Origin of the sequence: Chryseobacterium gossypii, from assembly GCF_041361455.1 — a bacterium.
Classification (GTDB): Bacteria; Bacteroidota; Bacteroidia; order Flavobacteriales; family Weeksellaceae; genus Chryseobacterium; species Chryseobacterium gossypii.
Genome location: NZ_JBGCUR010000016.1, coordinates 22,897 through 48,052 on the forward strand (window position 1 = coordinate 22,897; position 25,156 = coordinate 48,052).

Here is a 25,156-nt window from a genome sequence, read left to right on the forward strand (position 1 = left end):
TATAAAACCTGCCAACACATAATTACAGCTGAAAATGTCGGTAATATATCTTGAAACACAAATACATGCCGGTGTCCGAACAGTTTTTGACCTGGCAAGAGATATTGATTTACACCAAAAATCGACTTCTGGGACTCACGAGCGGGCAATCGCAGGACGAACTTCCGGATTGATTGAAAACGGTGAGACGGTAACCTGGCGGGCAAAACATCTGGGAATTTACCAGACGCATACCTCGAAAATTATTGATATGCAGAAACCCTGGCAGTTTACGGATATTATGTTGAAAGGAACCTTTAAATCATTGAAACATCAGCATATCTTTAAAGAAAAGGACGGGGGAACCTTAATGATCGATATTCTGGAATTTGAATCCCCATTCGGGATCATCGGAAGGATATTCAATAAAATATTCCTTGAAAACTACCTCAGAAATTTCTTATTAGAAAGGAATAAAGTGATCAGGGATACTGCAAATGATATAATGAAGCAGGAAATGACAGTACCCCTCGTGTTAAAGGAAATCGTTGAACCATGAACAAAATATAAAACCTTAAACTTAGCCAAATGAACTTCTTAAAAGCAGAATGGCGAAAATTGGCCATTATCAATTACGAGATCAGTCCGGAAACTGTATCCAAATATCTTCCCGCAGGGACAGAACTTGACTTTTACAACGGGAAATGTTATGTAAGCCTGGTGGGATTCATGTTTTTAAACACTAAGCTGCTGGGAATACCGGTCCCTTTTCACAGAAATTTTGAAGAAGTGAATCTAAGGTTTTATGTAAAGAAAAAAGAGGGAAACGAATGGAAGAGAGGAGTGGTCTTCATCAGGGAGATCGTTCCTAAGCCTGCATTGAGTATTGTAGCCAACTCTATTTACAAAGAACACTATACAACAATGTCAATGAAAAATGTGATGCAAAAGAAAAAGGATGACTTGCTGATAAAATACTCCTGGAAAGATAAAAATTGGTATTCTTTGGAAATCCTGGCAGAAAATAAGCAGCTACCCATGATAAGTGGATCCGAATTCGAATTTATCACCGAACATTATTATGGATTTACCAAAAAGGGAAGTAAAACATCAGAATACGAGGTCTGCCACCCGAAATGGAATTTCTATTGGGTTAAAAACCATAAGCTTCAGATTGATTTTGAAAAGATCTACGGAAATGATTTCAAATGCTTAAACCATCAGCGTCCCGCCTCTGTAATGCTTGCCGAGGGCTCTGAAATTATAGTTAAAACTAAAAAATATTTGATGCAATGAACAATAAGACCAAAATCATGAAAATCGTAATTGCTGCCGGAACAGGATTCCTGGGAAGAAACTTAGAAAAATATTTTAGGGAAAAAGGGCATCAGGTTTATATTTTAACCCGGAATCCGAAACGTAAAAATGAAATTCATTGGGATGCTGAAAGCCTGGGAGAATGGAAAACCTGGCTTGAAGATGCAGATGTTCTGATCAATCTTGCGGGAAGATCTGTCGATTGCCGGTATACGGAGCAAAATAAAAAAGAAATTTATTCCTCCAGAATTTACAGTACCCGTGTTCTTCAGCAGGCTGTTGGCCATTGCATCAGTAAACCTAAAATATGGCTGAATGCAAGCTCGGCTACCATCTATATTCATTCGGAAAGACATCAGAATACCGAAGAAAACGGGATCATCGGGGATGATTTTTCCATGAATATCTGTAAAAGCTGGGAAGAAGAATTTTTTAAGACCAGTATCGAGGAGGTAAGAAAAATAGCCCTCCGTACTTCAATTGTTCTGGGAAACAGTGCCGGTGCATTTCCAAAACTCCGGATGATTACAAAACTGGGATTAGGAGGAAGGCAGGGAAATGGGAATCAGAAAGTGAGCTGGATCCATATAGACGATTTCTGTAAAGCGGTGGAATGGATTATTGATCATGAGCTGATATCAGGTGTGGTCAATATTACAGCACCCGATCCGTTATCTAATGAAGATTTTATGAGAAAACTAAGGAAGAAGCTGCATATTCCGTTCGGCTTGAATGCCCCTGTCTGGCAGCTGGAAATTGCATCAATACTTTTAGGAACAGAAACAGAATTATTGTTGAAAAGCCGGAATGTTTATCCGGAAAAGCTGATCAGAAGCGGTTTTCGGTTTTCCTTTCCGGATATTGACTCAGCATTCCGGAATCTGTTAAGGAAAAAACAGCAATTCGGATCAGGGTTGTGAGTTCATTAAATCATGATTAAATTAGCGGAAAGTAAGCTATATGTTAAAAACTAAAACCTTTTTACTTTCATCAGTCTTTACCTGCTCCCTTATTTTTTCACAGGCTCATAATGTTTCAGAAGGCTATGTAAAACCTGAAGATCCGCTCGTGATACAAAACCTTGATCAATGGCAGGACCTGAAATTCGGATTGTTCATGCATTGGGGTACTTACAGCCAGTGGGGGATTGTTGAAAGCTGGAGTATCTGTCCCGAAGATGAATCGTGGACACAGCGTAAGCCGGAACATGGTAAATCCTATTATGAATATGTGAAAAATTATGAAAACCTGCAGACCACCTTCAACCCGGTTCAGTTTAATCCGCAGAAATGGGCGGATGCAGCTAAAAAAGCAGGAATGAAATATGTGGTGTTCACCACAAAGCATCATGATGGTTTCGCAATGTTTGACACCCGGCAATCCGATTATAAGATCACTTCATCAAAAACGCCTTTCTCCAGAAATCCAAAGGCGGATATCACAAAGGAAATCTTTAATGCCTTCAGACAGGAAGGTTTCAGGATAGGCGCTTACTTCTCAAAGCCTGACTGGCATTCTGAAGATTACTGGTGGCCCTATTTTCCGCCTAAGGACAGGAACGTCAATTATGATCCTGAAAAATACCCGGAAAGATGGGAAAACTTCAAAAAATATACCTTTAACCAGCTGAATGAGATCACTTTAAATTATGGAAAGATTGATATCCTCTGGCTGGATGGGGGATGGGTACGGCCGTTCAATACCATTGATCCCAATGTGGAATGGCAGAAAGCCATCCGGGTTGAACAGGATATTGATATGGACAAGATCGGAACAATGGCCCGTAAAAATCAGCCGGGGATAATCATCGTAGACCGTACCGTTCCCGGAAAATGGGAAAATTACGTAACTCCCGAGCAGGCAATCCCGGAACATACGCTTTCAATACCATGGGAAAGCTGTATCACCATGGGAGATTCATTTTCTTATGTTCCCAATGACCATTACAAGTCTTCCCAGAAAATTATCGAAACTTTGATTAAAATCATTTCCAGAGGTGGGAATTACCTGATGAATATCGCCCCCGGACCTAACGGTGATTACGATCCGGTTGTTTATGAAAGATTAAAGGAAATTTCAGGCTGGATGGATAAGAACGGACCGGCGGTCTTTGCAACGAGAAGCGTAGCGCCATACCATGAAGGAAATTTTTATTATACCCGAAGTAAAGACGGAAAAACATTGAATATCTTCCATATCAACGAAAAAGCAGATTATCAGTCACCATCAACACTCCGTTTTTCAATTCCTGAAAATTTTAAACCCAAATCATTGAAGATCTTAGGGATTTCGGCGACGGCGCAATGGAAGAAATCGGGTAATTCAATTGAGGTCAGGTTACCTGAAGAACGTTCCCAACTCAGATATTCAACGGTAATTCAAATAACACAGTAATGAAGTATCGTTTTATATTAAGCGGAATTGCGTTCTGGGGTTCAGTTTTCATTTCCGCACAAAAATTTTTATACAAAGATCCGAAACAGCCTGTTGAAGCCAGAGTTCAGGATCTGTTGAAACGAATGACCCCTGAAGAAAAATTCTGGCAGTGCTTTATGATTCCGGGGGATTTGGATAATGTTCCCAAAGGCCGTTATGCTCACGGGATTTTCGGGCTGCAGGTAAGCGCAGGAAACCAGGGTGGCGGAGCTGCCGGACAACTGCTGAAATACAATGCCAGTGAAGACGCGGAAAGATTGGCAAAAAAAATTAATGCGATCCAAAAATATTTTGTGGAAGAATCCAGATTGGGCATTCCTATAATTCCTTTTGATGAAGCTTTACATGGTTTGATGAGAGAAGGGGCCACCGCTTTTCCGCAGGCCATTGGCCTGTCGGCAACATTCAACCCCGAATTGATGAAGGAGGTTTCCACCGCCATCGCCAAAGAGACGAAATTGAGAGGTATCCGCCAGATCCTTACACCGGTTGTGAATTTAGCAAGCGATGTACGGTGGGGAAGAACAGAAGAAACGTATGGAGAAGATCCGTTTCTGACCTCTGTGATGGGAATGAATTTTGTCAGCTCTTTCGAAGACCTGGGAATTATTACAACTCCCAAGCACTTTCTGGCCAATGTAGGAGAGGGCGGAAGAGATTCATATCCCATTCACTGGAGCAAAAGGTATTTGGAAGAAACCCACCTGGTTCCTTTTTACAAAGCCTTTACCAAAGGAAAAAGCAGATCGGTGATGACTTCCTATAACCTGCTGGATGGGCGGCCCTCAACAGCCAGTCATTGGCTGCTGACAGAAAAGCTGAAAAAAGAATGGAGTTTCAAAGGTTTCGTGATCAGTGATGCAAGTGCGGTAGGTGGGGCGAACGTGCTGCATCTTACAGCCAAAGATTATGATGATGCTTCTGCACAGGCAATAAATGCAGGCCTCGATGTGATTTTCCAGACAGAATATGACCATTATAAATTGTTTATTCCTCCTTTCCTGGATGGAAGAATTTCAAAAGAAAGGATTGATGATGCGGTGGCGAGGGTTTTGAGAATAAAATTTCAGCTGGGTCTGTTTGAAAACCCTTATGTTTCCACCAAAGATATTGCAGAATTAAAGAAAATGGATCATAAGCCATTAGCGGAAAAGGCAGCCATTGAATCTTTTGTCCTGCTTCAAAATAACAATCAGACCCTTCCAATTCCTGAAAGTGCTAAAAAGATCCTGGTGATAGGGCCGGATGCTGTTGATGCGAGGCTGGGTGGCTATTCAGGACCGGGTAACAAGAAAGTGAGTGTTTTGGACGGAATTAAAAACTTTGTTAAAAATAAGGACATTGAGATTGTCTATTCAAAAGGGATGGATTGGAATCTGAAAACATTTGTTACGGTTTCTGAAGAGTTTTTATCTTCTGGCAATGAAAAAGGGCTGAAAGGAAGCTATTTTTCCAACAGTGGTCTGAAGGGAAGCCCGGCTTTTGAAAGGTCGGATAAGCAACTGAATTTTAAGTGGACATTATACTCTCCGGATCCAGGGAAATTACAGCCTGATAATTACAGCGTCCGCTGGACGGGAAGACTAACGGCTCCGGCTTCAGGAAAATACCGGCTTGGCCTGCGGGGAAATGATGGGTTCAGGTTGTATTTCAATGGGAAACGGGTGATTGACCAGTGGGAAAAATTAAGCTATTCAACTAGAACTATTGATGCGGATCTGGTAAAAGGGAAGCAGTATGATATTGCCGTTGAGTTCTTTGAAAACAGAGGGGAAGCCAATATAGAACTAATCTGGGACTATGGGCTGGATAATTATGAGCAAAATTTTAAAAGTGCTATGGAACTGGCCCGGGAAGTTGGCCATATTGTAGTTGTGGCAGGAATCCATGAAGGAGAATTTCAGGATCGTGCATCCTTAGGACTTCCGGGTAACCAGGAGAAATTGATACATGAAATTTCAAAGTCGGGAAAGCCTGTAACGGTTGTTTTGGTAGGAGGCTCTGCCATAAAAACAACTGATTGGAAAGATAAGGTAGGAGCTATTCTGGATGTTTGGTATCCGGGGGAGGAAGGCGGAAATGCCGTGGCAAAAGTACTCTTTGGGGCAAGAAACCCTTCCGGAAAGTTACCTGTCACATTTCCCGTGGAAGAAGGGCAGCTTCCTTTGACCTATAATCATCATCCGACAGGAAGAGGGAATGATTATTATGACCTGAGCGGAGAGCCTTTATATCCTTTTGGCTTTGGCTTAAGCTATACGACCTTTGAGATTTCAGACCTTCAATTGAATAAAACAACCTTTTCTGAGAATGAAACAGTCATTGCTAAAGTCAATGTGAAAAATACGGGCTCAAGAGCAGGAAGTGAAGTGGTGCAGCTATATGTAAAAGATATGCTGGCATCTGTTTCAAGGCCTGTTATTGAACTAAAGGGTTTTCAAAAAGTCTATTTGAGGCCGGGAGAATCAAAACAGATAACGATTGAAGTACCTGTGAAAGAATTACAGTTTTTGGATGAAAAGATGAATTGGATAGTGGAAAAAGGCGTGTACAGAATTATGGTGGGAAATTCTTCAAAAAATCTTCCTCTAAAGCAAAATATTGAAGTTAAATAGCATTATTCCCTGATTTTCATGCGGATAATTCTATAAAAATAAAAAAGACTGTCCTTTTGAGACAGCCTCTTTTTCTCATTTGTGTAAAAAAAAATCCTTAAAAGACTTTTCTGGTCAGCAACAAGTTGAGGAGAAATGTACCTGTCCAGTTACTGTTGCTGTTATTGGAGGTATTATTTCCTATAAAATCAACCCGGGCAACAGATACGGTGAGCCTGGTCCTTCCCGCTGTTCCGTTATTGGTGAGGCTTACGAAGGATGTTGTAAATACATCAGGGAAGTTGGAGTTATTTCCGGCTGTTAAGATCGGATACATATTGGTAATGTTAAAAGGAGGTCCCTGATATTCATATACTATTGTCATTCTGCTTGAATTGGCGAAAGCTAATGTGTGTGAATATGAAGTTGAGGATTTGCTTATGATCCACCAAGTGTTGGTACCGGTACCGGAGTCGTAAGCGGTGTTGCTGTGGTTAGACCAGTCTGCAACCCCGGGATTGCCAAAGCCGTGTGGAGGGATCATTAATTGGGCCCCATAAATTTCAACGTTGCTGGGCCTCGGAAGGGTTACAAATGACAGGTCCCATGTGCCGCCCGTGGCATTGCTGTTATTCACAACTTCTGCATAAGCGCTTGGGGGAATCGCAAAAACAGCGACGGGGGTGTTATCCACTCTTATGGTATTATTGTCCGAAGCCTGAATGTTAATGGTTGATGTAGATACATTTTTTATTTTATAGATCCTTCCTGTAAAACTGTTTGTGCCGGCCCCGATAGGAGGAAGAGTAAATGTTGTATTGCTTGTACCGCTATAGGTTAGATAATAATCAGTAGACGTTATATTATACGAATTAGCGGTAATTTCTTTGTAATCAGCTTCAAATGATCCGTTTACAGTTAAAGAACTGGTAGGGTTTGGAGTATTGACACCGATCTGAGCATAGGTAAATACACCCCAGAATAAAATAAGTAAATAATGGTTTTTCATTTTTTTTATGTTTGGTTCAGAACAAAAATATTTTAAAGTTTTAAAAAAAACCAGTAATCAGACAATTATTTTCACTTTGTGGTGAATTATTTTAATTAATTGAAATAAAGCGTATATAATTCTATAAATAATTGGTTATTGTTAATAAATTAAAGTTTCACAAGATGAAAAGCAGTATAATTCTATAGATATTCTGATAATGCCGATATCTGTTTCCGGATTAAGCATCGTAATGAAGAAAGATGAATACATCCAATATTTTTCCTTAAATTCGCATAAAAATTTTAAACTAATGAACTACGATATTATTGTCATCGGAAGTGGTCCTGGTGGATATGTTACTGCGATCAGAGCATCACAATTGGGTTTCAAAACTGCAATTATCGAAAAAGAAAGTTTAGGAGGTATCTGTCTGAACTGGGGATGTATCCCTACTAAGGCGTTACTGAAATCTGCTCAGGTCTTCCATTATATCAATCATGCTGAAGATTATGGTCTGAATAAAGTGGAAGCCAGCTTTGAATTTCCTAATGTGATCCAGAGAAGCCGTGGTGTTGCCGGTAAAATGAGTAAAGGGATCGAATTCCTGATGAAGAAAAACAAGATTGATGTCATTCTTGGTACTGCAAAAGTTCAGAAAGGTAAAAAAGTTTCTGTTACGGATAAAGACGGTAAAGTAACGGAATATTCCGCAAACGATATCATCATTGCAACAGGAGCCCGTTCGAGAGAATTGCCGAACCTTCCGCAGGATGGTAAAAAAGTGATCGGATACAGACAGGCATTATCTCTGCCTGAACAGCCTAAATCTATGATTGTAGTAGGCTCAGGAGCTATCGGAGTAGAATTTGCTGATTTCTATAACACTATGGGAACTAAAGTGACCATCGTTGAGTTCATGCCGAATATCGTTCCTGTAGAAGATGAGGAAATTTCAAAGCACCTGGAGAAATCACTGAAAAAGTCAGGAATCGAGATCATGACCAATGCTTCCGTAGAAAGCGTTGATACAAGTGGAGAAGGTGTTAAGGCAAACGTGAAAACAGCTAACGGCAATGTTACCCTTGAAGCTGACATCCTGCTTTCTGCCGTAGGTATTGCAGCTAATATTGAAAATATCGGCCTGGAGGAAGTAGGTATCCAGACAGATAAAGGAAGAGTTTTGGTAAACGAGTGGTACGAAACTTCAGTACCGGGTTACTATGCGATCGGTGATATTATCCCGACTCAGGCCCTGGCGCACGTTGCCTCAGCTGAAGGAATCACCTGTGTGGAAAAAATTAAGGGGATGCATGTGGAGAAAATAGACTATGGAAATATTCCGGGATGTACTTACTGCCATCCGGAAATAGCTTCTGTAGGTCTTACGGAAAAACAGGCGAAAGAAAAAGGATACGAGATCAAAGTAGGTAAATTCCCTCTTTCTGCTAGTGGCAAAGCAACAGCCAACGGAAATACGGACGGATTTGTTAAAGTTATTTTCGATGCCAAATATGGAGAATGGCTGGGCTGCCATATGATTGGTGAAGGAGTGACGGATATGGTTGCTGAGGCTGTGGTAGCCAGAAAGCTGGAGACTACCGGCCATGAGATCATCAAATCCATCCACCCTCACCCTACCATATCTGAAGCTATAATGGAAGCAGCAGCAGCGGCGTACGGTGAAGTGATCCATATCTAATAAATACATACCATTATCATAAACTAAGCCACAGAGATCATCTGTGGCTTTTTTTGTTAAATAATGGTAAAAACAACAGTTTTATAAAAATTAATCCCATTCTTTCATCTTGTTTTATTAATTTTATTGTATGGATTTTGGAAAAGTTGGGCTTGTTTTATCAGGAGGTGGTACCAAAGGTATTGCCCATGCAGGAGTTTTAAAATTCCTGATTGAAAAGAACATCAATATAGACGTATTGTCGTGTTGCAGTGCAGGGTCTATCGTAGGGTGCCTGTACGTGATGGGCAAGACTCCGGAAGAAATCCTGGAATTTTTCAATTCAGTGTATTTTTTTAACTGGAAGCACTTTACATTCAATCAGCCCGGGCTGGTTTCTTCCGTAATTTTCAGGAATTATTTGAACCCTATATTCGGTGATATGAAATTAGGTGACCTGGATAAAGAAGTGAAAATTGTCGCTACTGAATTGGTTGGCGGGACAGAAAAAATATTTGATAAGAACTTTAAGGTGGTTGATGCCATCATTGCCTCATGTTCCATACCCGGGATTACCACGCCTTATATCATAGGGGAAGAGATGTATTGCGACGGGGGAGTCCTGAATAATTTCCCGGCGGATATCATCAGGGGGGATTGTGATAAGCTGATCGGGGTTTTTGTTTCCCCGCCTCACGATATCAGGATCAATGACTTAAAATCGATAAAAGCTATCGTTTCCCGTTCCTACGATCTGCTTTCCTACAGGATTGAAAAAATTAAGTTCGATTATTGTGACTGGTTTATTTCTTCCCAGGAATTATCTACCTACGGAACCTTTGAGAGAAGGAAAGACCGCCTGGAGCAGATCTTCAATATAGGATATAATGCTGCCAGGGAAAGCTATAATGAAAGCAACTTCTATCCGGCACTGAAACAGTCGGGGACATAAAATAAAAATCCTGCCTTAACGCAGGATTTTTTTATTCGTTTTTAATGATACTTCTGTTCTGTCATGGATTAATGTTCAGTTTCCGTAACTTCAGTCTGCGTGTAATGGGCAAAAGCTTCTTCCAGGCTTCCGAATTTACCCTTAAACTCATTGATGGGGCAATCCTGAAGAATATCTCCCTTATGGATGAGAATGACCCGGGAACAAAGCGCTTCAACCTCCTGCATAATATGGGTGGACAGCAATACGGTCTTTTCTTTTCCTATTTCTTTGACTACATTTCTGATTTCTATGATCTGATTGGGATCCAGTCCGTTGGTAGGTTCATCAAGAATCAGCAGATCAGGCTGATGAATGATGGCCTGGGCCAGCCCCACCCGCTGTTTGTATCCTTTGGATAATTGCCCGATCTTCTTGGATCTTTCAGGGGTAATGCCTACCAACTCTATTACCTCATCAATTCTGGAGCCGGGGATTTTATGAATATCCGCTACAAACTGAAGATATTCCTTTACATACATCTCCAGATATAAAGGATTGTTTTCAGGAAGGAAGCCGATGTTCCTCTTGCTTTCGATTTCGTACTGCGAAATGTCTTTGCCGTTAAAAATTATTTCACCTTCATCTATTTTCAAGGCACCCACAATAGATTTCATTAAAGTGGATTTTCCGGCTCCGTTGGGACCAAGAAGACCAATGATCTCATTTTTTTCGATAGAAATGTTAATATTGTTAAGTGCGGTTTGTTCACCAAACTTTTTGGTAAGATTGCGTATTTGAAGAGACATAATTGATAATGATCTTTTTGCAAAAATAAAAGAAAAAAACTCATTCGGGCAGAATGAGTTCAGGATATTTAAAATTTAAAATTATTTTCGGGATTTTTTATTTTTTCCGTTGGAGCCCGGAGCTACAGTAGATGCCGTGTTGGTGGCGGATTTTGAGGCATTGATATGATTCATGGTGGCAGGCTTCTCATATAATGCGGATTTTCCGTTTGACCTTCCGAATATTTTATCCACCTGTTTTTTGGTTAAGAACTGGGATTTACCAACATATTTTCTGTTTTTGTTGATATACTGAATGAACTGTACAGTGACCTGACCGTAATTTTTTTCATAATGCAGCTCGATAATGTCATGAGGAAGCTCCAGTACAATATTTCCTTCAGGTTCCTGGATAAAACCATCGGTGATCAATTTATACAGGCCTGATACATCTCCGTTTACATTTTGGAAGGAAAAAGACCTGAAAGTGTTAAGATTGGCTGTATTTAGATCCTGATAATTGATTGTATACTTATCTTCTTTTTTATATAAACCAACAGAGTTATCTTTACCAATTTCTATTAAACTTTCGTTTTTTAACACTTTGATCTGTGAAAAAACCGAAATACCGAACATACAAGCAAATAATAGAATTATTTTTCTCATGTGATTGAATTTTAATGTTTTATAAAATTGGTGTGTCTGAATTAATAATTAAACGTCATAAAGCCGTTTTTATTCCTTAGAGCAAAAGTAACACTTTTTTTTAATATCGGTTATTAATGGCTTGCTGATATTATATCGCCCGGCGGATCATTTTTCAGTATAAACGCTTTATAGATAGGCTGTTATAAAATCAAATGCCATCTGAGGTAATAGCCTTACATTTCTCATAAGTTGTCAGAATAAGTGTGTAAGTGTCTGAAATACAGGTTGTATCAAGGATTAGCGAATGGAATTTAAATAAATGTTAATTATTGCTGATCAATGGTCTGGTGTTATCGAATCTGCTTAAGCTTAAGAAAATTGGCTGCCTCGCTCTGAGACAGCCTTTCTTAAATCATTATTGCTTTTTATTGCTGCGTAAGATCCGGAGGTATCAGAGGATTCTGATCCCAGCCTCCGCCTAATGCCCTGTATACGGCAACACTGGCCTTAAGCTGATCAACTCTTTTCTCAACCAGTTCAAATCTGGATTCCAGCGCATCACGTTGAGTGAGCAAAACTTCCATATAATCGGCACGGGCATATTTGAACAGATCATTGGAAATATCTATGGATTTCGTTAACGCATTGACTTCCCTGGTTTTTATATTCACACTGCTTTCAAGATTATGGATCCTGGATAGCAGATTAGCTACTTCTATATACGCTCCCAATACGGTCTGTTCATAATGATATACTGCCTGGATCTGTTTCGCATTGGCATTATAGTAGGCCGCCTTGATCGCTCTTCTGTTAATGAGTGGAGCGGTGAGCTCTCCGGCAAGAGAAAACAGGAATGATTCAGGTTTAACGATATAAGCAGGGTTAAACGCCTGTAGTCCGATGCCTGCGGAAAGATCAAGAGAAGGGTAGAACCTTGCTTTTGCAGCTTTAATATCAAGTCTGGCAGCTGCCAATTCATATTCAGCCTGCTTGATATCTGCCCGATTTTCCAGAAGTTCCGACGGGATTCCTGCGTAAACAGCCTGAGGAACAATCTGGTCGAAGGTATCCTGGCTTCTTTCCACGTGTTGAGGAAATCTTCCGACAAGATAATTGATCTTATTTTCCGTTTCTACGATTTTCTGCTGAATGTCATACTGCATTCCCTGCGTTTTCAGAACCTGGGCCTGAAATCTTTGTACGGCAAGCTCATTAGATCTTGCAAACTTTTTTAAATCTTTTATAATATTCAGTGCATCATTCTGGATTTTTATATTCTGATTTAAAATGATAAGCTCATTATCCAGGGCAAGCAGCTCATAATAAGAATCTGCAATTTCAGACACCAGATTGGTTACCATGAAGTTTTTTCCTTCGATGCTGGCGAGATACCTTTGTATCTGGGCTTTTGTTGCGTTGTGGAGCTTTCCCCAGATATCTGTTTCCCATTTGGCCTGCACCCCGACTCCGAAATCGAAAAGAGGATCCGGCATTTCTCTTCCCGGCTCGATTTCCGTATTCGCTTCCATTGCGCCGATGTTGGTATAGCGGCTTACTTTGTCTGCCCCTGCACCCGCTTTCAATTCCACGGAAGGTAAATATTCCCCTTTTTTAGCCCTGATCTCATTCTTGGAAATTTCAATTTCCTGCAGGACTATGTTCAGCTCCTGATTATTCCGAAGAGCTTCGTTGATCAGATTCCGAAGGTTCGGATCACTGAAATATTCATTCCATTTCAGCTTTCCGGTATTAATGGTATCATTTTCCGCTGATCCGTATTTTTCAGGAACATTCCTGTTTTCGGTACGTTGCTCTATTTCGACAGGTTTGCAGGCTGCCAGGCTTAATAAGAGAAAAGCAATACCTGCATATTGATATATTTTATTTTTATTCATAATGGATCATGTCTTCGCTTAATGGTGATTCGTCTTCGTCTTTGATCATCTTTCTGCCGTCAGATAATTTGGCAAAAATGTAGTAGAGTCCGGGGATGATGATAACTCCGAACAGGGTTCCCACCAGCATTCCCCCCAGGGCGGAAGCTCCAATCGTGTGATTTCCCACTGCTCCTGCGCCTCTTGCAAAAACAAGCGGGACCAGTCCTGCTATAAAAGCAAATGAGGTCATCAGTATTGGCCTGAAACGGGCTTTTGAGCCTTCAATGGCTGCATCCAGGATAGAATCCCCCGCCTGCCTTTTCTGTACGGCAAACTCTACAATAAGTACGGCATTTTTACCCAATAATCCGATAATCATAATCAAACCCACCTGTGCATAAATATCGTTTTCAAGACCCATTGCCTTTAATAACAGAAAAGATCCGAATACCCCTACAGGTAACGAGAACAGAACGGCAAACGGAATAATAAAGCTTTCGTACTGTGCGGCCAGAACCAGGTACACGAAAACGAGTACGACCAGCAATACATAGACAGCTTCATTACCCCGCTTTGCTTCATCATAAGATAAACCTTCCCAGGCCACCTTATATCCGTGAGGCAGTGTTCTGGCTGCCGTTTCGTTAATGGCCTGAATAGCGTCTGCCGTAGTATATCCTGCAGCCGGAAGCCCGCGGATAGCGGCAGAATTGTACATGTTATAACGTGTTATCTCATTAGGGCCCTGTGTTTTCTTCAAAGTCATAAATGCTGAATAGGGAACCATTTCACCGCTGTCATTTTTTACATATAGATTCATGATGTCTGAAGGAAGTCTCCTGAACTCCGGAGACGACTGTACATACACCTTAAAAAACTGGCCGAAACGGATGAATCCCTGTTCGTAGGTACTACCGATCAGGATGTTGAGATTATCCATGGCCTTACCGATAGAAACCCCTTTCTGCATAGCGGCATTATTATCAAATACCAGTTCATATTGCGGATAATTGGCGGCAAAGAATGTAAAGACGCCGGTAAGCTCCTTGCGTTTTTTCAGCTGTGCGATAAAATCTTTGTTCACTTTATCGAAATCCTGGTAATTGGTTGTTCTGTTAAGATCAAGCAGTCTCATGGAGAAACCTCCAGAAGATCCGAATCCGGGAACAGCAGGCGGCTCAAAAAATTCAATGGTAGCGCCAAGACCTTTTGATTTTTCTTCCAGCTCTTCCATAATTTCCTTTACAGAATGCTCACGATCGTTCCAGTTTTTAAGGTTGATCAGGCATGTTCCGGCATTGGAGCCCCGTCCTTCGGTCATGATCTCATAACCCGCCAATGATGATACGGATTCTACTCCTTCCGTCCCCATACAGATTTTCTGTAAGGTCCGGGAGATCTTGTTTGTCTGTTCCAGAGTGGATCCGGGCGGGGTCTGGATAATTGCATAGATGGTACCCTGATCCTCATTTGGGATAAATCCTCCCGGAAGTGTCTTGTTAATCACAAAAGTTCCTATACAGAAAGCTATCAGGATTCCCCAGGTTATGGCTTTCCGGTTCACAATTTTTCTCAGGAACGAAGTATATTTACCCGTAACCTGATCAAAACTTTTATTAAATGCATCCAGGGATTTAGTGAAAATATTTACCTTTTTAGGTTTTCCATGGTTGTTTTTCAACAGCATTGCCGCCAAAACGGGGGTTAAGGTAAGCGCCACTACCGCTGAAATGACAATAGAGCTTGCCATGGTAATGGAGAACTGCCGGTAAAATGTTCCGACCGGGCCGGTCATAAATGAAATAGGGACAAATACAGCAACCATAACGGCAGTAATTGCAATAATGGCTCCCGCAATCTCAGCCATTACTTCTTTTACAGCTTTATAAGGGGAAATATTGCTTTCTTCCATTTTGGCGTGAACAGCTTCTATAACGACGATGGCATTATCCACAACGATTCCGATGGCCAGCACCAATGCGAAAAGCGTCACAAGGTTGATCGACAGCCCGAAAAGCTGTATCACAAAGAAAGTCCCTATCAGGGAAACCGGTACGGCAATGATCGGGATCAGCGTGGAACGCCAGTCGCCTAGGAAAATGAAAACCACAATGGCAACAAGTATGAAGGCATCCCTAAGGGTATGCATCACCTGATCAATGGACGCATCAAGAAACTGTGAGACATCATAACTGATCTTATAGTCAATGCCCGGAGGGAAATTTTCTTTCATTTCCGCCAGCTTGGCCTTTACGTCCTTGATGACATCGTTCGCGTTACTGCCATAATTTTGCTTTAATACAATAGAAGCCGAAGGATGCCCGTCGAGATTGGAATAGATATCAAAGAACTCGCTTCCCAGCTCCACCTTTGCAATATCTTTCAGCTTAATATTTTCCCCGTCAGAATTAGAGCGGACTATGATATTCTCATATTCCTCGGGTTTATTGTACTGGCCTTTATAGGTGAGTACGTATTCCAGGGATTGTGCGGCAATTCCGGAGCTTTGCCCGATCCTTCCCGGACGTCCAATGATACTTTGCTCGCCGATGGCTTTCATAACTTCATCTACGGAAATAGCATAAGCCCGCATGCGATCAGGATTTAGCCAGATACGCATGGCATATCTCCGGCTTCCTAAAATCTGTGATTTTGCAATACCGTGGATACGGTTGATTTCCGGGATGATATTTACCATTGAATAGTTGTACAGAAATTTCTCGTCCATGCTTTTATTGGTGCTGTAAAGGTTTACATACATCAGCATGCTTGGCTGGATTGGGTTTACTACAACCCCTTCTTTCTGTACCAGCTCGGGTAACAACGGCATTACCTGGTCTACTCTGGTTTTAACCAGAACAACGGCTTCATTCGGATCGGTTCCGGGATCAAAGACAACATTTACGGTAGCTTCTCCTGCACTGGTAGCGTCTGTTGTGATATAGCGCATTCCCTGGACACCATTGATTGCATTTTCAATCGTAATTAATGAAGATTTTACCAATACGTCAGCACTTGCCCCGGGATAGGCTATGGAAACCGCCACGGTGGTAGGTGCTATTTTGGGGAATTGCTCGGTAGGAAGCTGTTCTATGGCAAGACCTCCTATAAACAGGATAACAACCGATATAACGATAGCGAAAACCGGCCGGTGTATTACTTTTTTAAACATGATTCTGCTTTTTGATTACTCTGCGTACAGATCGAGGTTCGACATTACTTTTTCAGGGGCCTGATATTTTGAGCTGATCTTTTGGTTTTCCTGAACCATCCGGAGGCCGTCAAGAAGTATCCTTTCATCCTTTCCGAGCCCAGAGGCGACCACGTAAATGTGAGGTAATTCAGCAGCAATTTTTATTTCTCTTGCTTTTACTCTGTTATCTTTTGTAATAACATAGACATATTTCTTTTCCAGCTCTTCAAAAGTAGCTTTCTGAGGGATCATCAGCGCACTGGCATACGGCGATGTGATGACAATATTCCCTGTTTCCCCGTATCTTAGCAGTCCGTTCGGATTCGGAAAAGTAGCTCTGTATTCAATATTTCCTGTTTCATTATTGAAATCGGATTCTATGGTTTCTACTATTCCTTCCTGAGCAAACTCTTTTCCGTTAGCCATTTTCAGGCGGACGTGCATCGGGCTGGCATCCTTTCTGTCGCTCATCTGGTTCAGGTATTCAGCTTCAGGGACATTAAAATATACCCACATCTTGCTGTTGTCGGATAGTTCCGTAACAAGCTCGCCTTCATCTACAAGGCTTCCTTTTCGGACACGTAGTTTTCCCACAATTCCGGAAAAAGGCGCCCGGATTTCCGTGAACTTCAAATGGGTGTTCATCGAAGAAAGCTCAGCTTTGGCCTTTTCGTATTTCGCCTTGGCCATTGCCATTTCCTGAGGTGCAACAATGTCTTTGTCAGAAAGGTTTTTGGTATTCCGGTATTCAATTTCGGCATACTTGGCTTCGGCTCTGGCACGGTTTACATCAGATTCGTAGAGGTTGGGCATGATTTTGAACATCAGTTGCCCCTTTTGTACAAATTGCCCTTCATCCACGTAAATAGCCTGAATACATCCCTTTTCCTGGGCACGCAGCACAATATGGTTGATAGAACGGATTTGCGCGACATAATCTTTATTGATTAGAGTATCTTTTACAAGAGGACTTGTAACGTTGAAAGATGCGGCTTGTGTTTCTTCTTTCTTTTCGGACTGGCAGCCTATGCACAGAAGAATCAGGCACAGGCTTATATACATGAGACTTTTTTTGACCATGATATTTATTAATGTTTATAATAATTTATATTTGAAAAATAGAGTTACAGGCTTTCAAATACAGATATGAAAGCCGTTGAATTTTCCCGGGAAATTATTATAGATCACAGTCTGATGACCCTGTATTCAATATAAAGGTCATCATGTAAAGGTTTTAAATGCCCCAGCCGGGCAAGGGAAACAGAAATTTGCTTATTGTGAAATGTAGTGACGAGATTGGATGTTGAGCGCCAGAAACTATCTTTAAAGGGGATCAGTAGCCCGGAAGGTGCTGAAGTTTCTACATTATCATCATTCTCAGTGTCATTTTCGGAAAGGTTCGCCCGGATTTTATAATAATGGGGGCGTTCTATACTGTAGAAATCCAATGTATCATGACCTTGAAGAAAAACAAATGAATTTTCAGTGTTTTTCTTCTGTGGGGTCCGGATATCAGCGGTAAATTGGAAATCGGGAGGAACATCCGTGGAAACATACTGCTGAATCTGCCCGTAATACCAACCTAAAACGGTAAGCAGCGCAAATAATAAGCTGTATAAATATTGATGAAATCTTCTCGACATCCTGGCAGCAAAGGTAGTTAATATTCAAATTATTGCAAATACTAAAAAATTAAAAAATGTTAAAAAACCAAGCTGATATCCGGACTGTTCTGATAAATTGAATTAGCTGATACTCAGAAAACGATAGGATAGAATTATTCCACCCGAATGCTTGCTTCCCCGGGATTGGGAGTTGCTGGCAGGGGCTGGTTCGGAACCTGAGAAAATAAGCTGTTATCACCCTGGCTGCCCGTTTGTTTTGGAAGATAGGTTATTTCCCGACGATCTTCTTTCGGTGTACAATTCCCCAATCTGTCAGATGACTGATTATGGTTTGCAGCGTATTGCCATGCTCGGTTAATTCATATTGAACCGTTACAGGTTGCGTATCCAGAACGGTGCGCTTTATCAACTCGTTTATTTCCAATTCCTTTAATTCCTTGCTCAGCATCCTGTTGGAAATTCCTTCCACATCATTCAAAATATCTGAAAACCGCCTTGTGCCGTAACAGCAGATAGACGATATGATCGGGATTTTCCATTTCCCGTTCAAGGTGTCCATTGCATCCTGTACGGCCCGCATTCTTTTCTGTTGCTCCTGTCGGAACTCTGTTATTTTACACCCCATTGTTACTTTGTTACATCGATGTTACAGTTATTTTTGAGAACAAAGTTACTAAAAATAACTTTAATGGTTTACCTTTGAACCATAATCATTTAAAATAATTTCAAAATGGACTTTACCAACAAAAATGTAGTTATAACAGGTGGCAGCACAGGAATTGGATTCGCTACTGCAAAAGCATTTATTAGCGCGGGAGCAAACGTCTGGATCACCGGAAGAGGAGCCGGCAATCTGCAAAAAGCATCGGAAGAAATCAACAGCCCGAATTTAAAAACAATTGTTTCAGATAGCTCTGATTTAGCGGGAATCACGGTTTTGGAACAGGCAATTGCGGAAACCGGGATCAAACTGGATGTTCTTTTTCTGAATGCAGGATTCGCTTTGTTTGCACCAATCGAACAGGCTACGGAAGCAGATTTTGACGCGCAGTTCAATACCAATGTAAAAGGGTATTTCTTTACCCTGCAAAAATTAATGCCACATCTGAAAGACGGAGCTTCGGTGGTGCTCACCTCCTCAAACGCAGCACATTTGTCAAATATCAATGTCAGTATTTATTCCGCAACAAAAGCTGCGGTAAACAAAATCGCCCAAATCGCCGCAAATGAATTGGCAGACAGGAAAATCCGTGTGAATATCGTTACACCCGGACCAACAGACACAGGTGTTTTGTCCAGGGTAGGAATGCCGGAAGAAGTAGAAAAACAGGTTACAGAACAAATTATCGCGTCCACTGCCGTAAAAAGAATGGGGCAGCCCGAAGAAATTGCAAAGACCGTATTGTTCCTGTCTTCAGATAATGCTGCTTTTATCACCGGAAGTGAGTTTTTAGTTGATGGCGGACATACAAACTATGCCGTGAAATAATTAAAACGCCATTGTTCCCTATCAGAAGACCACAGACAATTTGTATCTGTGGTTTTTGAGGTTCAGTTCAGAATGCTCAGACCTTTAATCAGGCGATAAAGCAGTTTCGCTGAACTTATACCTCTGCTCATACCTAAATGCCGGAGATCGGGGTGGTTCATGAATCAGGCTCCAAACCACAATTCATCAGTAAATGGAATAAACCGGCACAAAAACCTCACCTTTGGATCAGGAACTCACCGAATTGAAATATTCATTAAGTTTGTAATGTACTTATACCTGAAAGGTGCCCAATACCGATGTAAAATACCGCCTCATTAAACCGGAAGAAACGCTTTCGGATTTTGTTTATTGTTATTCGGCTTTACAGAATGTAACGCATATTGATGAAGGCATCATTATTCCAAACGGAAAAGTGGATTTAATTTTTTCAATCACAGGCAGCCATCAATTAAGTATCAGATTGTTAGGGCTGGAAACCAGGCCTAAAGCAGTCAATATAAAGGTCGCTGCTTTTTTTGCAGTGAATTTTAATCCGCTTGCTGTAGAGTATGTTTTTCAGGATTCCATTGCCGATATACTGAACAGCGGAAAAGAATTGCCCAATAATTTTTGGGGTTTTACTGCGGATGATTTAAACGATTTTGAGGCCTTTTGCGAAAAAGCCGCCCAAAAAATTCAATCCCTTTTACCCCGGAATATTGATGAACGCAAACGCAGATTGTTTGATTTGATCTCTGCTGCCAACGGCGAGATCTCTGTAAAAGAACTTTCCGAAAAAGTGCATTGGAGCGAACGGCAGATCAACCGTTATTTTAATCAGCAATTTGGTCTTTCATTAAAGGCTTACTGTGGCATTCTTCGCTTTCAGGCTTCACTTCCATATATTAAGGAAGGCGAGCTTTATCCGCAACTCAACTTTACAGACCAATCACATTTCATTAAAGAAATCAAAAAGCTTTCGGGAGTTTCGCCCAAAGAACTTTACAAAAACGAAAACGACCGTTTTTTACAATTTTTGATGTACGGCAAGCAATAATTTTGTGGCACCATTAAAAAACAGGTGCAAATGCTATTATACAATAAACAAATCGCCATCGTGGGTGGTGGCATGGCAGGCTTAACTTTGGCCAGATTGTTACAACAAGAAAATGTTGATGTAAAAGTTTATGAACGAGATCTTAACCGTAATGTGCGTGTGCAGGGTTCTACTTTAGATTTGCATGAGGGTACAGGTTTGGAGGCGATGAAACGCGCCGGATTGCTGGATGAATTTTATAAGCATCATCGCCCGGAGGCCAGCAGAATGGTGCTGGTAGACAAGCAGCTGCATGTACACTTCAATGAAAATACATTCGCAAAATTCGTGGCGGAAACACGTCCCGAAATTGACCGTGCGCCCTTACGTGATATTTTGCTCAATTCTTTGAAACCCGCAACGGTTGTATGGGACAGCCATTTTGTTTCAATGGAAAAACAAAATTCTGGCTGGAAAATTCATTTTAAAAACGGTACATCGGCGTATGCTGATCTGGTGATTGCAGCAGACGGAGCGAACTCACAGATTCGCCCGTATCTTTCTGACACAAAACCAGTCTATTCTGGCATTACCTTAATTCAAGGCGATATTTATGAGGTAGAAAGAAGCGGATCCAAACTTTTTTCTTTTGGAAAATTAATGGCTTTTGACGATGAGAAAATGCTCGGCTATGGCACCAAAGGCGATGGATCTGTAATGTTTATCCTTGCGTTCAAATGTCCTGAGAACTGGCTTGCCGAAAGTAGTATTGATTTCGGAAATAAAGAAGAAATTTTGAACTGGTTTAAAAAAGAATTTGCCGGGTGGAACGAAAACTGGCAGGAATTATTTACTAATGAAACGGTACAATTTACGCCGCGTCCGCAATATTATTTTCCGTTCGACCAGGCCTGGAAGACACAGGGAAACCTCACTATGATTGGCGATGCGGCACATAGAATGCCACCGTTTGCAGGTGAAGGCGCTAATGTGGCGATGCAGGATTCTTTTGAACTGGCGGAAGTGTTGACCAGCGGAAGATTTCCTGATATTGAAACCGCTATTTCGCATTTTGAAAAAGAAATGGTTGCCCGAGGTGCAGCTGCTACCGAAGACACCTTGAGAAATATGGAACGGATGTTCTCCAAAACCGGGCTGAAACAAATGGTGACGTTTTTCAGCCAGGTAACAAGCGGCTAAAATGACGGTAGTTATTGTGGTATTCGCTCAACCGATCTTTAACTAAAAAGTGTACTAATACACAAAGGCGGCGATTCTTTATTTCTTATTCGAAACTTCTTTCAGATAGCTGTTATAATTATAATAGGGTTCATGTGTTCTCGTATTGGGTATGAGATAGAGCATCCCATTCACATTATCAAGGATAAAATTGAAATGGCTAAGAATCTGATTTCCGAACAGGCTCGATCTACCGTTGGGGCTCGAAGGATTTGCTGCATTGGTAACAATATCTTAAATCGGACACCTCCTATCAGAGCATCTAAGCGTATAATCTTACGGCCATTAACTGTGGTAAGGGCTGACAGTTCATTCCAGTAATTTTTTCCGGATGTAAAATCTTCACCGATAAGCATCGCTCCGTCACGCCCTGTATCAAAAAGGAACCAAAATTTATATTTTTTGTTGTTATGAATTAGCAACAATGGTATTAAAGTAGATGATAAAGAAATAACAGGTATGTTGGCTGGACTTGCTTTTATCTCAAAAAGTTATAAAAGAAACAGAAAAAAGGACTCCAACCTTAAATAAATTCCGGGTTTGTGGAAAAGTCCTGCAGGAAATATATTTTTAGGAACATTTTAATTATAGCTGCAGGTAATTTATTTATATTTATATTTTAAAAAACATTAAATGATAAACAGAGGAAAGTTTTTTGATGGTTACAGATCCAATCTGGACCCGAATAAAAGACTAAGTCAGAAAGAAGTAAATGCATTGACGATGTTCTTAGACTTTGTTGATGCTTCATGGAAAATGTTTACAGTACCTCAGTGGGCATATGTTTTTGCCACGGTTTTCCATGAGACTAACGCAACTTTTTTACCGGTAAAGGAGGCTTATTGGCTTTCTGAGGATTGGAGAAAAAAGAATCTTAGATATTTCCCTTATTACGGCCGCGGGTACGTTCAGATCACGTGGAAGGATAACTACGCTAAATTCTCTAAGGATATTGGTGAGGACTTCGTGAAAAATCCAGACCTGGTCATGGTTCCGAAATATGCGTTTAGAATACTTGTTGATGGTTTTATGAACGGAATGTTTACAGGGAAAAAAATCAGCGATTACATCCATGGAGACGTAAAAGACTACAGGAACGCAAGAAGGTGCATCAATGGAACGGACAAGGCGGAACTCATCGCTGCATATGCTGTGAGCTTTGAAAATATTTTAAAAGACGTCGACATTTGACATATTTATAGGTTGAAATTCCGATGAAAATTGAAAGGTGTTATTAATTAGTGCCTTACGGTAATCTATAAAAGACTGTCTCCTACATTTGCTTAAACAAACATAGGAGACACTTACATTTTTTGAACAATTAATATATTCTACGTATGTGGTAGCAATACGTAAGTTATTTATTTCTTTTGAAGAAGATCAATCTGTTTTTTGATTTCCTGTATCTGCATTTTCAGATTTTCATTTTCAGCCTGTTGTTTTTCAATTAAAGCTTGTTGCTCCTGAATAGCTTTGGTAAGCACCGGGATAATTTGATTATAATTCATTCCATAATATTCATCTTTTGATGTTGGCGTCTCAACAGCTTCAGGAACTATTTTCTCCATTTCCTGGGCAATAAATCCCACCATGTGTTTTCCTTTGCCGTCTTTCCAGTTATACTCTACGGGTCTCATCTTCATAACGGAGGCAAGGCCGTAACGGGTGTTTTCAATGTCTTTTTTAAGCCGGAGATCAGAGGTTTGAATGGTCCCGTTTACAGCATACACAGCACTCCAACGATTGGTAGAAGCTCCAACTGAAAAGATTCCATCAATTGAAGGTACGATATGATCTGTAAAACCAATATAGCCTTCACCTGCATAATCAAAAGTTACACATGTTCCACATGGTACATTATGCAAATAGCCTGGAGTAATCGTAAAAATCGAAGCATTCGCTCCTTCAGTATCTTCTATTCTTAAGCCATTATAAACACCAAAATCAGGGCTTGACAAATGAAAACGACTAACGGGTGCCGTAGTTCCTATTCCAACATTACCACTTGAGGTAAACGTGGTTCCAAAAATTGAACCTGCAATATTCAAATTATTTCCATTATTTGTTATTGTAGTGGCTTGGGAAAGTGTTCCGCCAAGCTTTACATCATTTCCGGAAATATTCAAACCATTACTTGCCGTTACGGTATTTGCTGTGTTATTAATGATGGTGCCTTCCCAAGTGGTATTTGAACCAGTAAGTCCTGTATTAATCATTATCAGGGTGTTACCATTTTTTTTCAAGCTATTGTGAGAAATAAAAAAAATATCATGGTTACCGGGAAAATGCAGGAAAAAATACACCTGATTATAGACGATCTCAGGAATTGTTTCCTTTCCATACGGTTATTTGTACAAATAAGATTATTTATTTACCTAATTTTTGTTGAACTTGTGCAGGATAACGTTCGCCTGTAATTTTAATGTTTGCTAATGCAGAATTGATTTTGTGGAGTTCATCATCACTTAATGGAATGTTTACGCTCCCAATATTTTCTTGTAAGCGATGCAATTTCGATGTTCCCGGAATAGGGACAATGAAAGGCTTTTGAGCTAACAGCCAGCCTAATGCTATTTGTGCGGGGGTGGCGTTTTTGTCTGTCGCAACGGAAAGAACCAAATCAACCAGTGCTTGGTTGGCTTCCCTGTTTTCCCTGCTAAAACGTGGCGACATATTTCTTGCATCAGTTTTATCCAACTCTACATCTGCGTTTATTGTTCCTGTTAAAAATCCTTTTCCTAACGGACTGAAAGAAACAAAGCCAATTCCCAATTCTTCCAAGATTGGAATAATTTCACTTTCAGGTTCACGATAGAACATTGAATATTCACTTTGCAATGCCGTTACAGGTAAAACAGCGTGTGCCTTTAAAATGATGTCGGTGCTTACCTCACACAAACCAAAATGCTTTACCTTCCCCTCTTGTATCAAGTCTTTTACTGTACCTGCAACGTCTTCTATAGGAATATTCGGGTCATATCTGTGCTGATAAAAAACATCAATTACGTCTGTTCTCAATCTTTTTAAAGAAGCTTCTGCAGTGGCTTTTATATTCCCGGGACTACTGTCTAATCCCAATCTGCCATCGCCGTCTTTAAAACCGAATTTTGTAGCAATTACAACTTCTTTACGTAGCGGTTCAAGTGCTTCGCCGACCAAAAGTTCGTTTTCTCCATACCCTTGTGCAGTATCAAAAAACGTAATACCGTTTTCAACAGCCGAACGGATTAACTTTATGCTTTCTTCTTTCGCGGGGGCGTTTGGAAAACTTAATCCCATGCAACCAAATCCTAATGCAGAAACTTCTAATCCGCTATTTCCTAATTGTCTTGATTTCATCTTTTTTGATTTAA

The 25,156-nt window shown here is 40.7% G+C and carries 21 protein-coding genes; 11 read left to right on the forward strand and 10 right to left on the reverse strand.

The annotated features are described in order from the left end of the window. The first annotated feature begins 34 nt into the window (after positions 1–34). Genes ABMQ40_RS10155 through ABMQ40_RS10175 form a run of 5 tightly spaced genes read left to right on the forward strand, consistent with a single transcriptional unit; the run spans position 35 to position 6,347 of the window. A complete protein-coding gene (locus tag ABMQ40_RS10155; protein ID WP_370899183.1) occupies positions 35–538 on the forward strand; it encodes an SRPBCC family protein in 504 nt (167 codons plus the stop codon). A gap of 29 nt (positions 539–567) precedes the next feature. Then, entirely contained in the window at positions 568–1,275 is a 708-nt protein-coding gene (locus ABMQ40_RS10160; protein ID WP_370899185.1) for a YqjF family protein, read from the forward strand. Positions 1,276–1,292: 17 nt separating this feature from the next. Next, entirely contained in the window at positions 1,293–2,216 is a 924-nt protein-coding gene (locus ABMQ40_RS10165) for a TIGR01777 family oxidoreductase (RefSeq protein WP_370899187.1), read from the forward strand. Positions 2,217–2,256: 40 nt separating this feature from the next. Further along, positions 2,257–3,690 (forward strand): alpha-L-fucosidase, encoded by a 1,434-nt coding sequence (locus ABMQ40_RS10170; RefSeq protein ID WP_370899189.1) that lies wholly within the window; start codon positions 2,257–2,259, stop codon positions 3,688–3,690. After that, on the forward strand, positions 3,690–6,347 hold the full coding sequence (locus ABMQ40_RS10175; protein ID WP_370899191.1) for a beta-glucosidase: 2,658 nt from the start codon (positions 3,690–3,692) through the stop codon (positions 6,345–6,347). The genes ABMQ40_RS10170 and ABMQ40_RS10175 overlap by 1 nt, the downstream gene beginning before the upstream one ends. A gap of 97 nt (positions 6,348–6,444) precedes the next feature. Here ABMQ40_RS10175 and ABMQ40_RS10180 read toward each other — a convergent pair whose 3' ends face one another. Further along, on the reverse strand, positions 6,445–7,335 hold the full coding sequence (locus tag ABMQ40_RS10180; RefSeq protein ID WP_370899193.1) for a hypothetical protein: 891 nt from the start codon (positions 7,333–7,335) through the stop codon (positions 6,445–6,447). Between the two features lie 292 nt (positions 7,336–7,627). On the opposite strand from ABMQ40_RS10180, the gene lpdA reads away from it, so the two are divergent. Together lpdA and ABMQ40_RS10190 are read left to right on the forward strand one after the other, a co-directional pair. Continuing rightward, positions 7,628–9,016 (forward strand): dihydrolipoyl dehydrogenase, encoded by a 1,389-nt coding sequence (lpdA, locus tag ABMQ40_RS10185; protein WP_370899195.1) that lies wholly within the window; start codon positions 7,628–7,630, stop codon positions 9,014–9,016. 130 nt (positions 9,017–9,146) lie between these two features. Further along, on the forward strand, positions 9,147–9,947 hold the full coding sequence (locus ABMQ40_RS10190) for a patatin-like phospholipase family protein (protein ID WP_370899197.1): 801 nt from the start codon (positions 9,147–9,149) through the stop codon (positions 9,945–9,947). A gap of 68 nt (positions 9,948–10,015) precedes the next feature. On the opposite strand, the gene ABMQ40_RS10195 is transcribed toward ABMQ40_RS10190, so the two are convergent. The 7 genes from ABMQ40_RS10195 to ABMQ40_RS10225 all read right to left on the reverse strand — a co-directional run bounded on the left by ABMQ40_RS10195 (position 10,016) and on the right by ABMQ40_RS10225 (position 18,682). Further along, the gene (locus ABMQ40_RS10195; RefSeq protein WP_370899199.1) at positions 10,016–10,735 is read right to left on the reverse strand and encodes an ABC transporter ATP-binding protein; all 720 of its coding nucleotides are present in this window, start codon (positions 10,733–10,735) and stop codon (positions 10,016–10,018) included. 81 nt (positions 10,736–10,816) lie between these two features. Continuing rightward, positions 10,817–11,380 (reverse strand): hypothetical protein, encoded by a 564-nt coding sequence (locus tag ABMQ40_RS10200; protein ID WP_370899201.1) that lies wholly within the window; start codon positions 11,378–11,380, stop codon positions 10,817–10,819. 407 nt (positions 11,381–11,787) lie between these two features. After that, positions 11,788–13,257, reverse strand: coding sequence for a TolC family protein (locus ABMQ40_RS10205; RefSeq protein WP_370899203.1), 1,470 nt, complete (start codon positions 13,255–13,257; stop codon positions 11,788–11,790). After that, on the reverse strand, positions 13,250–16,411 hold the full coding sequence (locus ABMQ40_RS10210) for an efflux RND transporter permease subunit (RefSeq protein WP_370899205.1): 3,162 nt from the start codon (positions 16,409–16,411) through the stop codon (positions 13,250–13,252). The genes ABMQ40_RS10205 and ABMQ40_RS10210 overlap by 8 nt, the downstream gene beginning before the upstream one ends. A gap of 15 nt (positions 16,412–16,426) precedes the next feature. Further along, positions 16,427–17,512: an efflux RND transporter periplasmic adaptor subunit gene (locus tag ABMQ40_RS10215; protein ID WP_370899207.1), complete on the reverse strand. Its 1,086-nt coding sequence runs from the start codon at positions 17,510–17,512 to the stop codon at positions 16,427–16,429. 104 nt (positions 17,513–17,616) lie between these two features. After that, complete coding sequence (locus ABMQ40_RS10220; RefSeq protein WP_370899210.1) at positions 17,617–18,075, reverse strand: hypothetical protein; 459 nt, start codon at positions 18,073–18,075, stop codon at positions 17,617–17,619. Positions 18,076–18,325: 250 nt separating this feature from the next. Further along, entirely contained in the window at positions 18,326–18,682 is a 357-nt protein-coding gene (locus tag ABMQ40_RS10225) for a winged helix-turn-helix transcriptional regulator (RefSeq protein WP_370899212.1), read from the reverse strand. A gap of 105 nt (positions 18,683–18,787) precedes the next feature. On the opposite strand from ABMQ40_RS10225, the gene ABMQ40_RS10230 reads away from it, so the two are divergent. From ABMQ40_RS10230 to ABMQ40_RS10245, 4 genes are all read left to right on the forward strand, one after another. Beyond that, positions 18,788–19,546 (forward strand): SDR family oxidoreductase, encoded by a 759-nt coding sequence (locus tag ABMQ40_RS10230; protein WP_370899214.1) that lies wholly within the window; start codon positions 18,788–18,790, stop codon positions 19,544–19,546. A 286-nt stretch (positions 19,547–19,832) separates the two neighbouring features. Continuing rightward, entirely contained in the window at positions 19,833–20,585 is a 753-nt protein-coding gene (locus ABMQ40_RS10235; RefSeq protein WP_370899216.1) for a DUF6597 domain-containing transcriptional factor, read from the forward strand. A gap of 30 nt (positions 20,586–20,615) precedes the next feature. Then, the gene (locus tag ABMQ40_RS10240; RefSeq protein ID WP_370899218.1) at positions 20,616–21,764 is read left to right on the forward strand and encodes an FAD-dependent oxidoreductase; all 1,149 of its coding nucleotides are present in this window, start codon (positions 20,616–20,618) and stop codon (positions 21,762–21,764) included. A gap of 672 nt (positions 21,765–22,436) precedes the next feature. Next, a complete protein-coding gene (locus ABMQ40_RS10245; protein WP_370899220.1) occupies positions 22,437–22,994 on the forward strand; it encodes a glycoside hydrolase family 19 protein in 558 nt (185 codons plus the stop codon). A 170-nt stretch (positions 22,995–23,164) separates the two neighbouring features. Here ABMQ40_RS10245 and ABMQ40_RS10250 read toward each other — a convergent pair whose 3' ends face one another. Both ABMQ40_RS10250 and ABMQ40_RS10255 read right to left on the reverse strand, forming a co-directional pair. Beyond that, complete coding sequence (locus tag ABMQ40_RS10250; RefSeq protein ID WP_370899222.1) at positions 23,165–24,019, reverse strand: tail fiber domain-containing protein; 855 nt, start codon at positions 24,017–24,019, stop codon at positions 23,165–23,167. Between the two features lie 151 nt (positions 24,020–24,170). Continuing rightward, the gene (locus ABMQ40_RS10255) at positions 24,171–25,142 is read right to left on the reverse strand and encodes an aldo/keto reductase (protein WP_370899224.1); all 972 of its coding nucleotides are present in this window, start codon (positions 25,140–25,142) and stop codon (positions 24,171–24,173) included. Positions 25,143–25,156 lie beyond the last annotated feature (14 nt).

What these genes read in the sequence shown, in the direction of transcription:
- ABMQ40_RS10250 (WP_370899222.1), bottom strand. Translation starts at nt 24,019, where the DNA reads ATGATTAATACAGGACTTACTGGTTCAAATACCACTTGGGAAGGCACC.
- ABMQ40_RS10205 (WP_370899203.1), bottom strand. Translation starts at nt 13,257, where the DNA reads ATGAATAAAAATAAAATATATCAATATGCAGGTATTGCTTTTCTCTTA.
- ABMQ40_RS10190 (WP_370899197.1), top strand. Translation starts at nt 9,147, where the DNA reads ATGGATTTTGGAAAAGTTGGGCTTGTTTTATCAGGAGGTGGTACCAAA.
- ABMQ40_RS10240 (WP_370899218.1), top strand. Translation starts at nt 20,616, where the DNA reads ATGCTATTATACAATAAACAAATCGCCATCGTGGGTGGTGGCATGGCA.
- ABMQ40_RS10255 (WP_370899224.1), bottom strand. Translation starts at nt 25,142, where the DNA reads ATGAAATCAAGACAATTAGGAAATAGCGGATTAGAAGTTTCTGCATTA.
- ABMQ40_RS10170 (WP_370899189.1), top strand. Translation starts at nt 2,257, where the DNA reads ATGTTAAAAACTAAAACCTTTTTACTTTCATCAGTCTTTACCTGCTCC.
- ABMQ40_RS10230 (WP_370899214.1), top strand. Translation starts at nt 18,788, where the DNA reads ATGGACTTTACCAACAAAAATGTAGTTATAACAGGTGGCAGCACAGGA.
- lpdA (WP_370899195.1), top strand. Translation starts at nt 7,628, where the DNA reads ATGAACTACGATATTATTGTCATCGGAAGTGGTCCTGGTGGATATGTT.
- ABMQ40_RS10215 (WP_370899207.1), bottom strand. Translation starts at nt 17,512, where the DNA reads ATGGTCAAAAAAAGTCTCATGTATATAAGCCTGTGCCTGATTCTTCTG.
- ABMQ40_RS10245 (WP_370899220.1), top strand. Translation starts at nt 22,437, where the DNA reads ATGATAAACAGAGGAAAGTTTTTTGATGGTTACAGATCCAATCTGGAC.
- ABMQ40_RS10195 (WP_370899199.1), bottom strand. Translation starts at nt 10,735, where the DNA reads ATGTCTCTTCAAATACGCAATCTTACCAAAAAGTTTGGTGAACAAACC.
- ABMQ40_RS10175 (WP_370899191.1), top strand. Translation starts at nt 3,690, where the DNA reads ATGAAGTATCGTTTTATATTAAGCGGAATTGCGTTCTGGGGTTCAGTT.
- ABMQ40_RS10180 (WP_370899193.1), bottom strand. Translation starts at nt 7,335, where the DNA reads ATGAAAAACCATTATTTACTTATTTTATTCTGGGGTGTATTTACCTAT.
- ABMQ40_RS10165 (WP_370899187.1), top strand. Translation starts at nt 1,293, where the DNA reads ATGAAAATCGTAATTGCTGCCGGAACAGGATTCCTGGGAAGAAACTTA.
- ABMQ40_RS10225 (WP_370899212.1), bottom strand. Translation starts at nt 18,682, where the DNA reads ATGGGGTGTAAAATAACAGAGTTCCGACAGGAGCAACAGAAAAGAATG.
- ABMQ40_RS10220 (WP_370899210.1), bottom strand. Translation starts at nt 18,075, where the DNA reads ATGTCGAGAAGATTTCATCAATATTTATACAGCTTATTATTTGCGCTG.
- ABMQ40_RS10200 (WP_370899201.1), bottom strand. Translation starts at nt 11,380, where the DNA reads ATGAGAAAAATAATTCTATTATTTGCTTGTATGTTCGGTATTTCGGTT.
- ABMQ40_RS10160 (WP_370899185.1), top strand. Translation starts at nt 568, where the DNA reads ATGAACTTCTTAAAAGCAGAATGGCGAAAATTGGCCATTATCAATTAC.
- ABMQ40_RS10210 (WP_370899205.1), bottom strand. Translation starts at nt 16,411, where the DNA reads ATGTTTAAAAAAGTAATACACCGGCCGGTTTTCGCTATCGTTATATCG.
- ABMQ40_RS10155 (WP_370899183.1), top strand. Translation starts at nt 35, where the DNA reads ATGTCGGTAATATATCTTGAAACACAAATACATGCCGGTGTCCGAACA.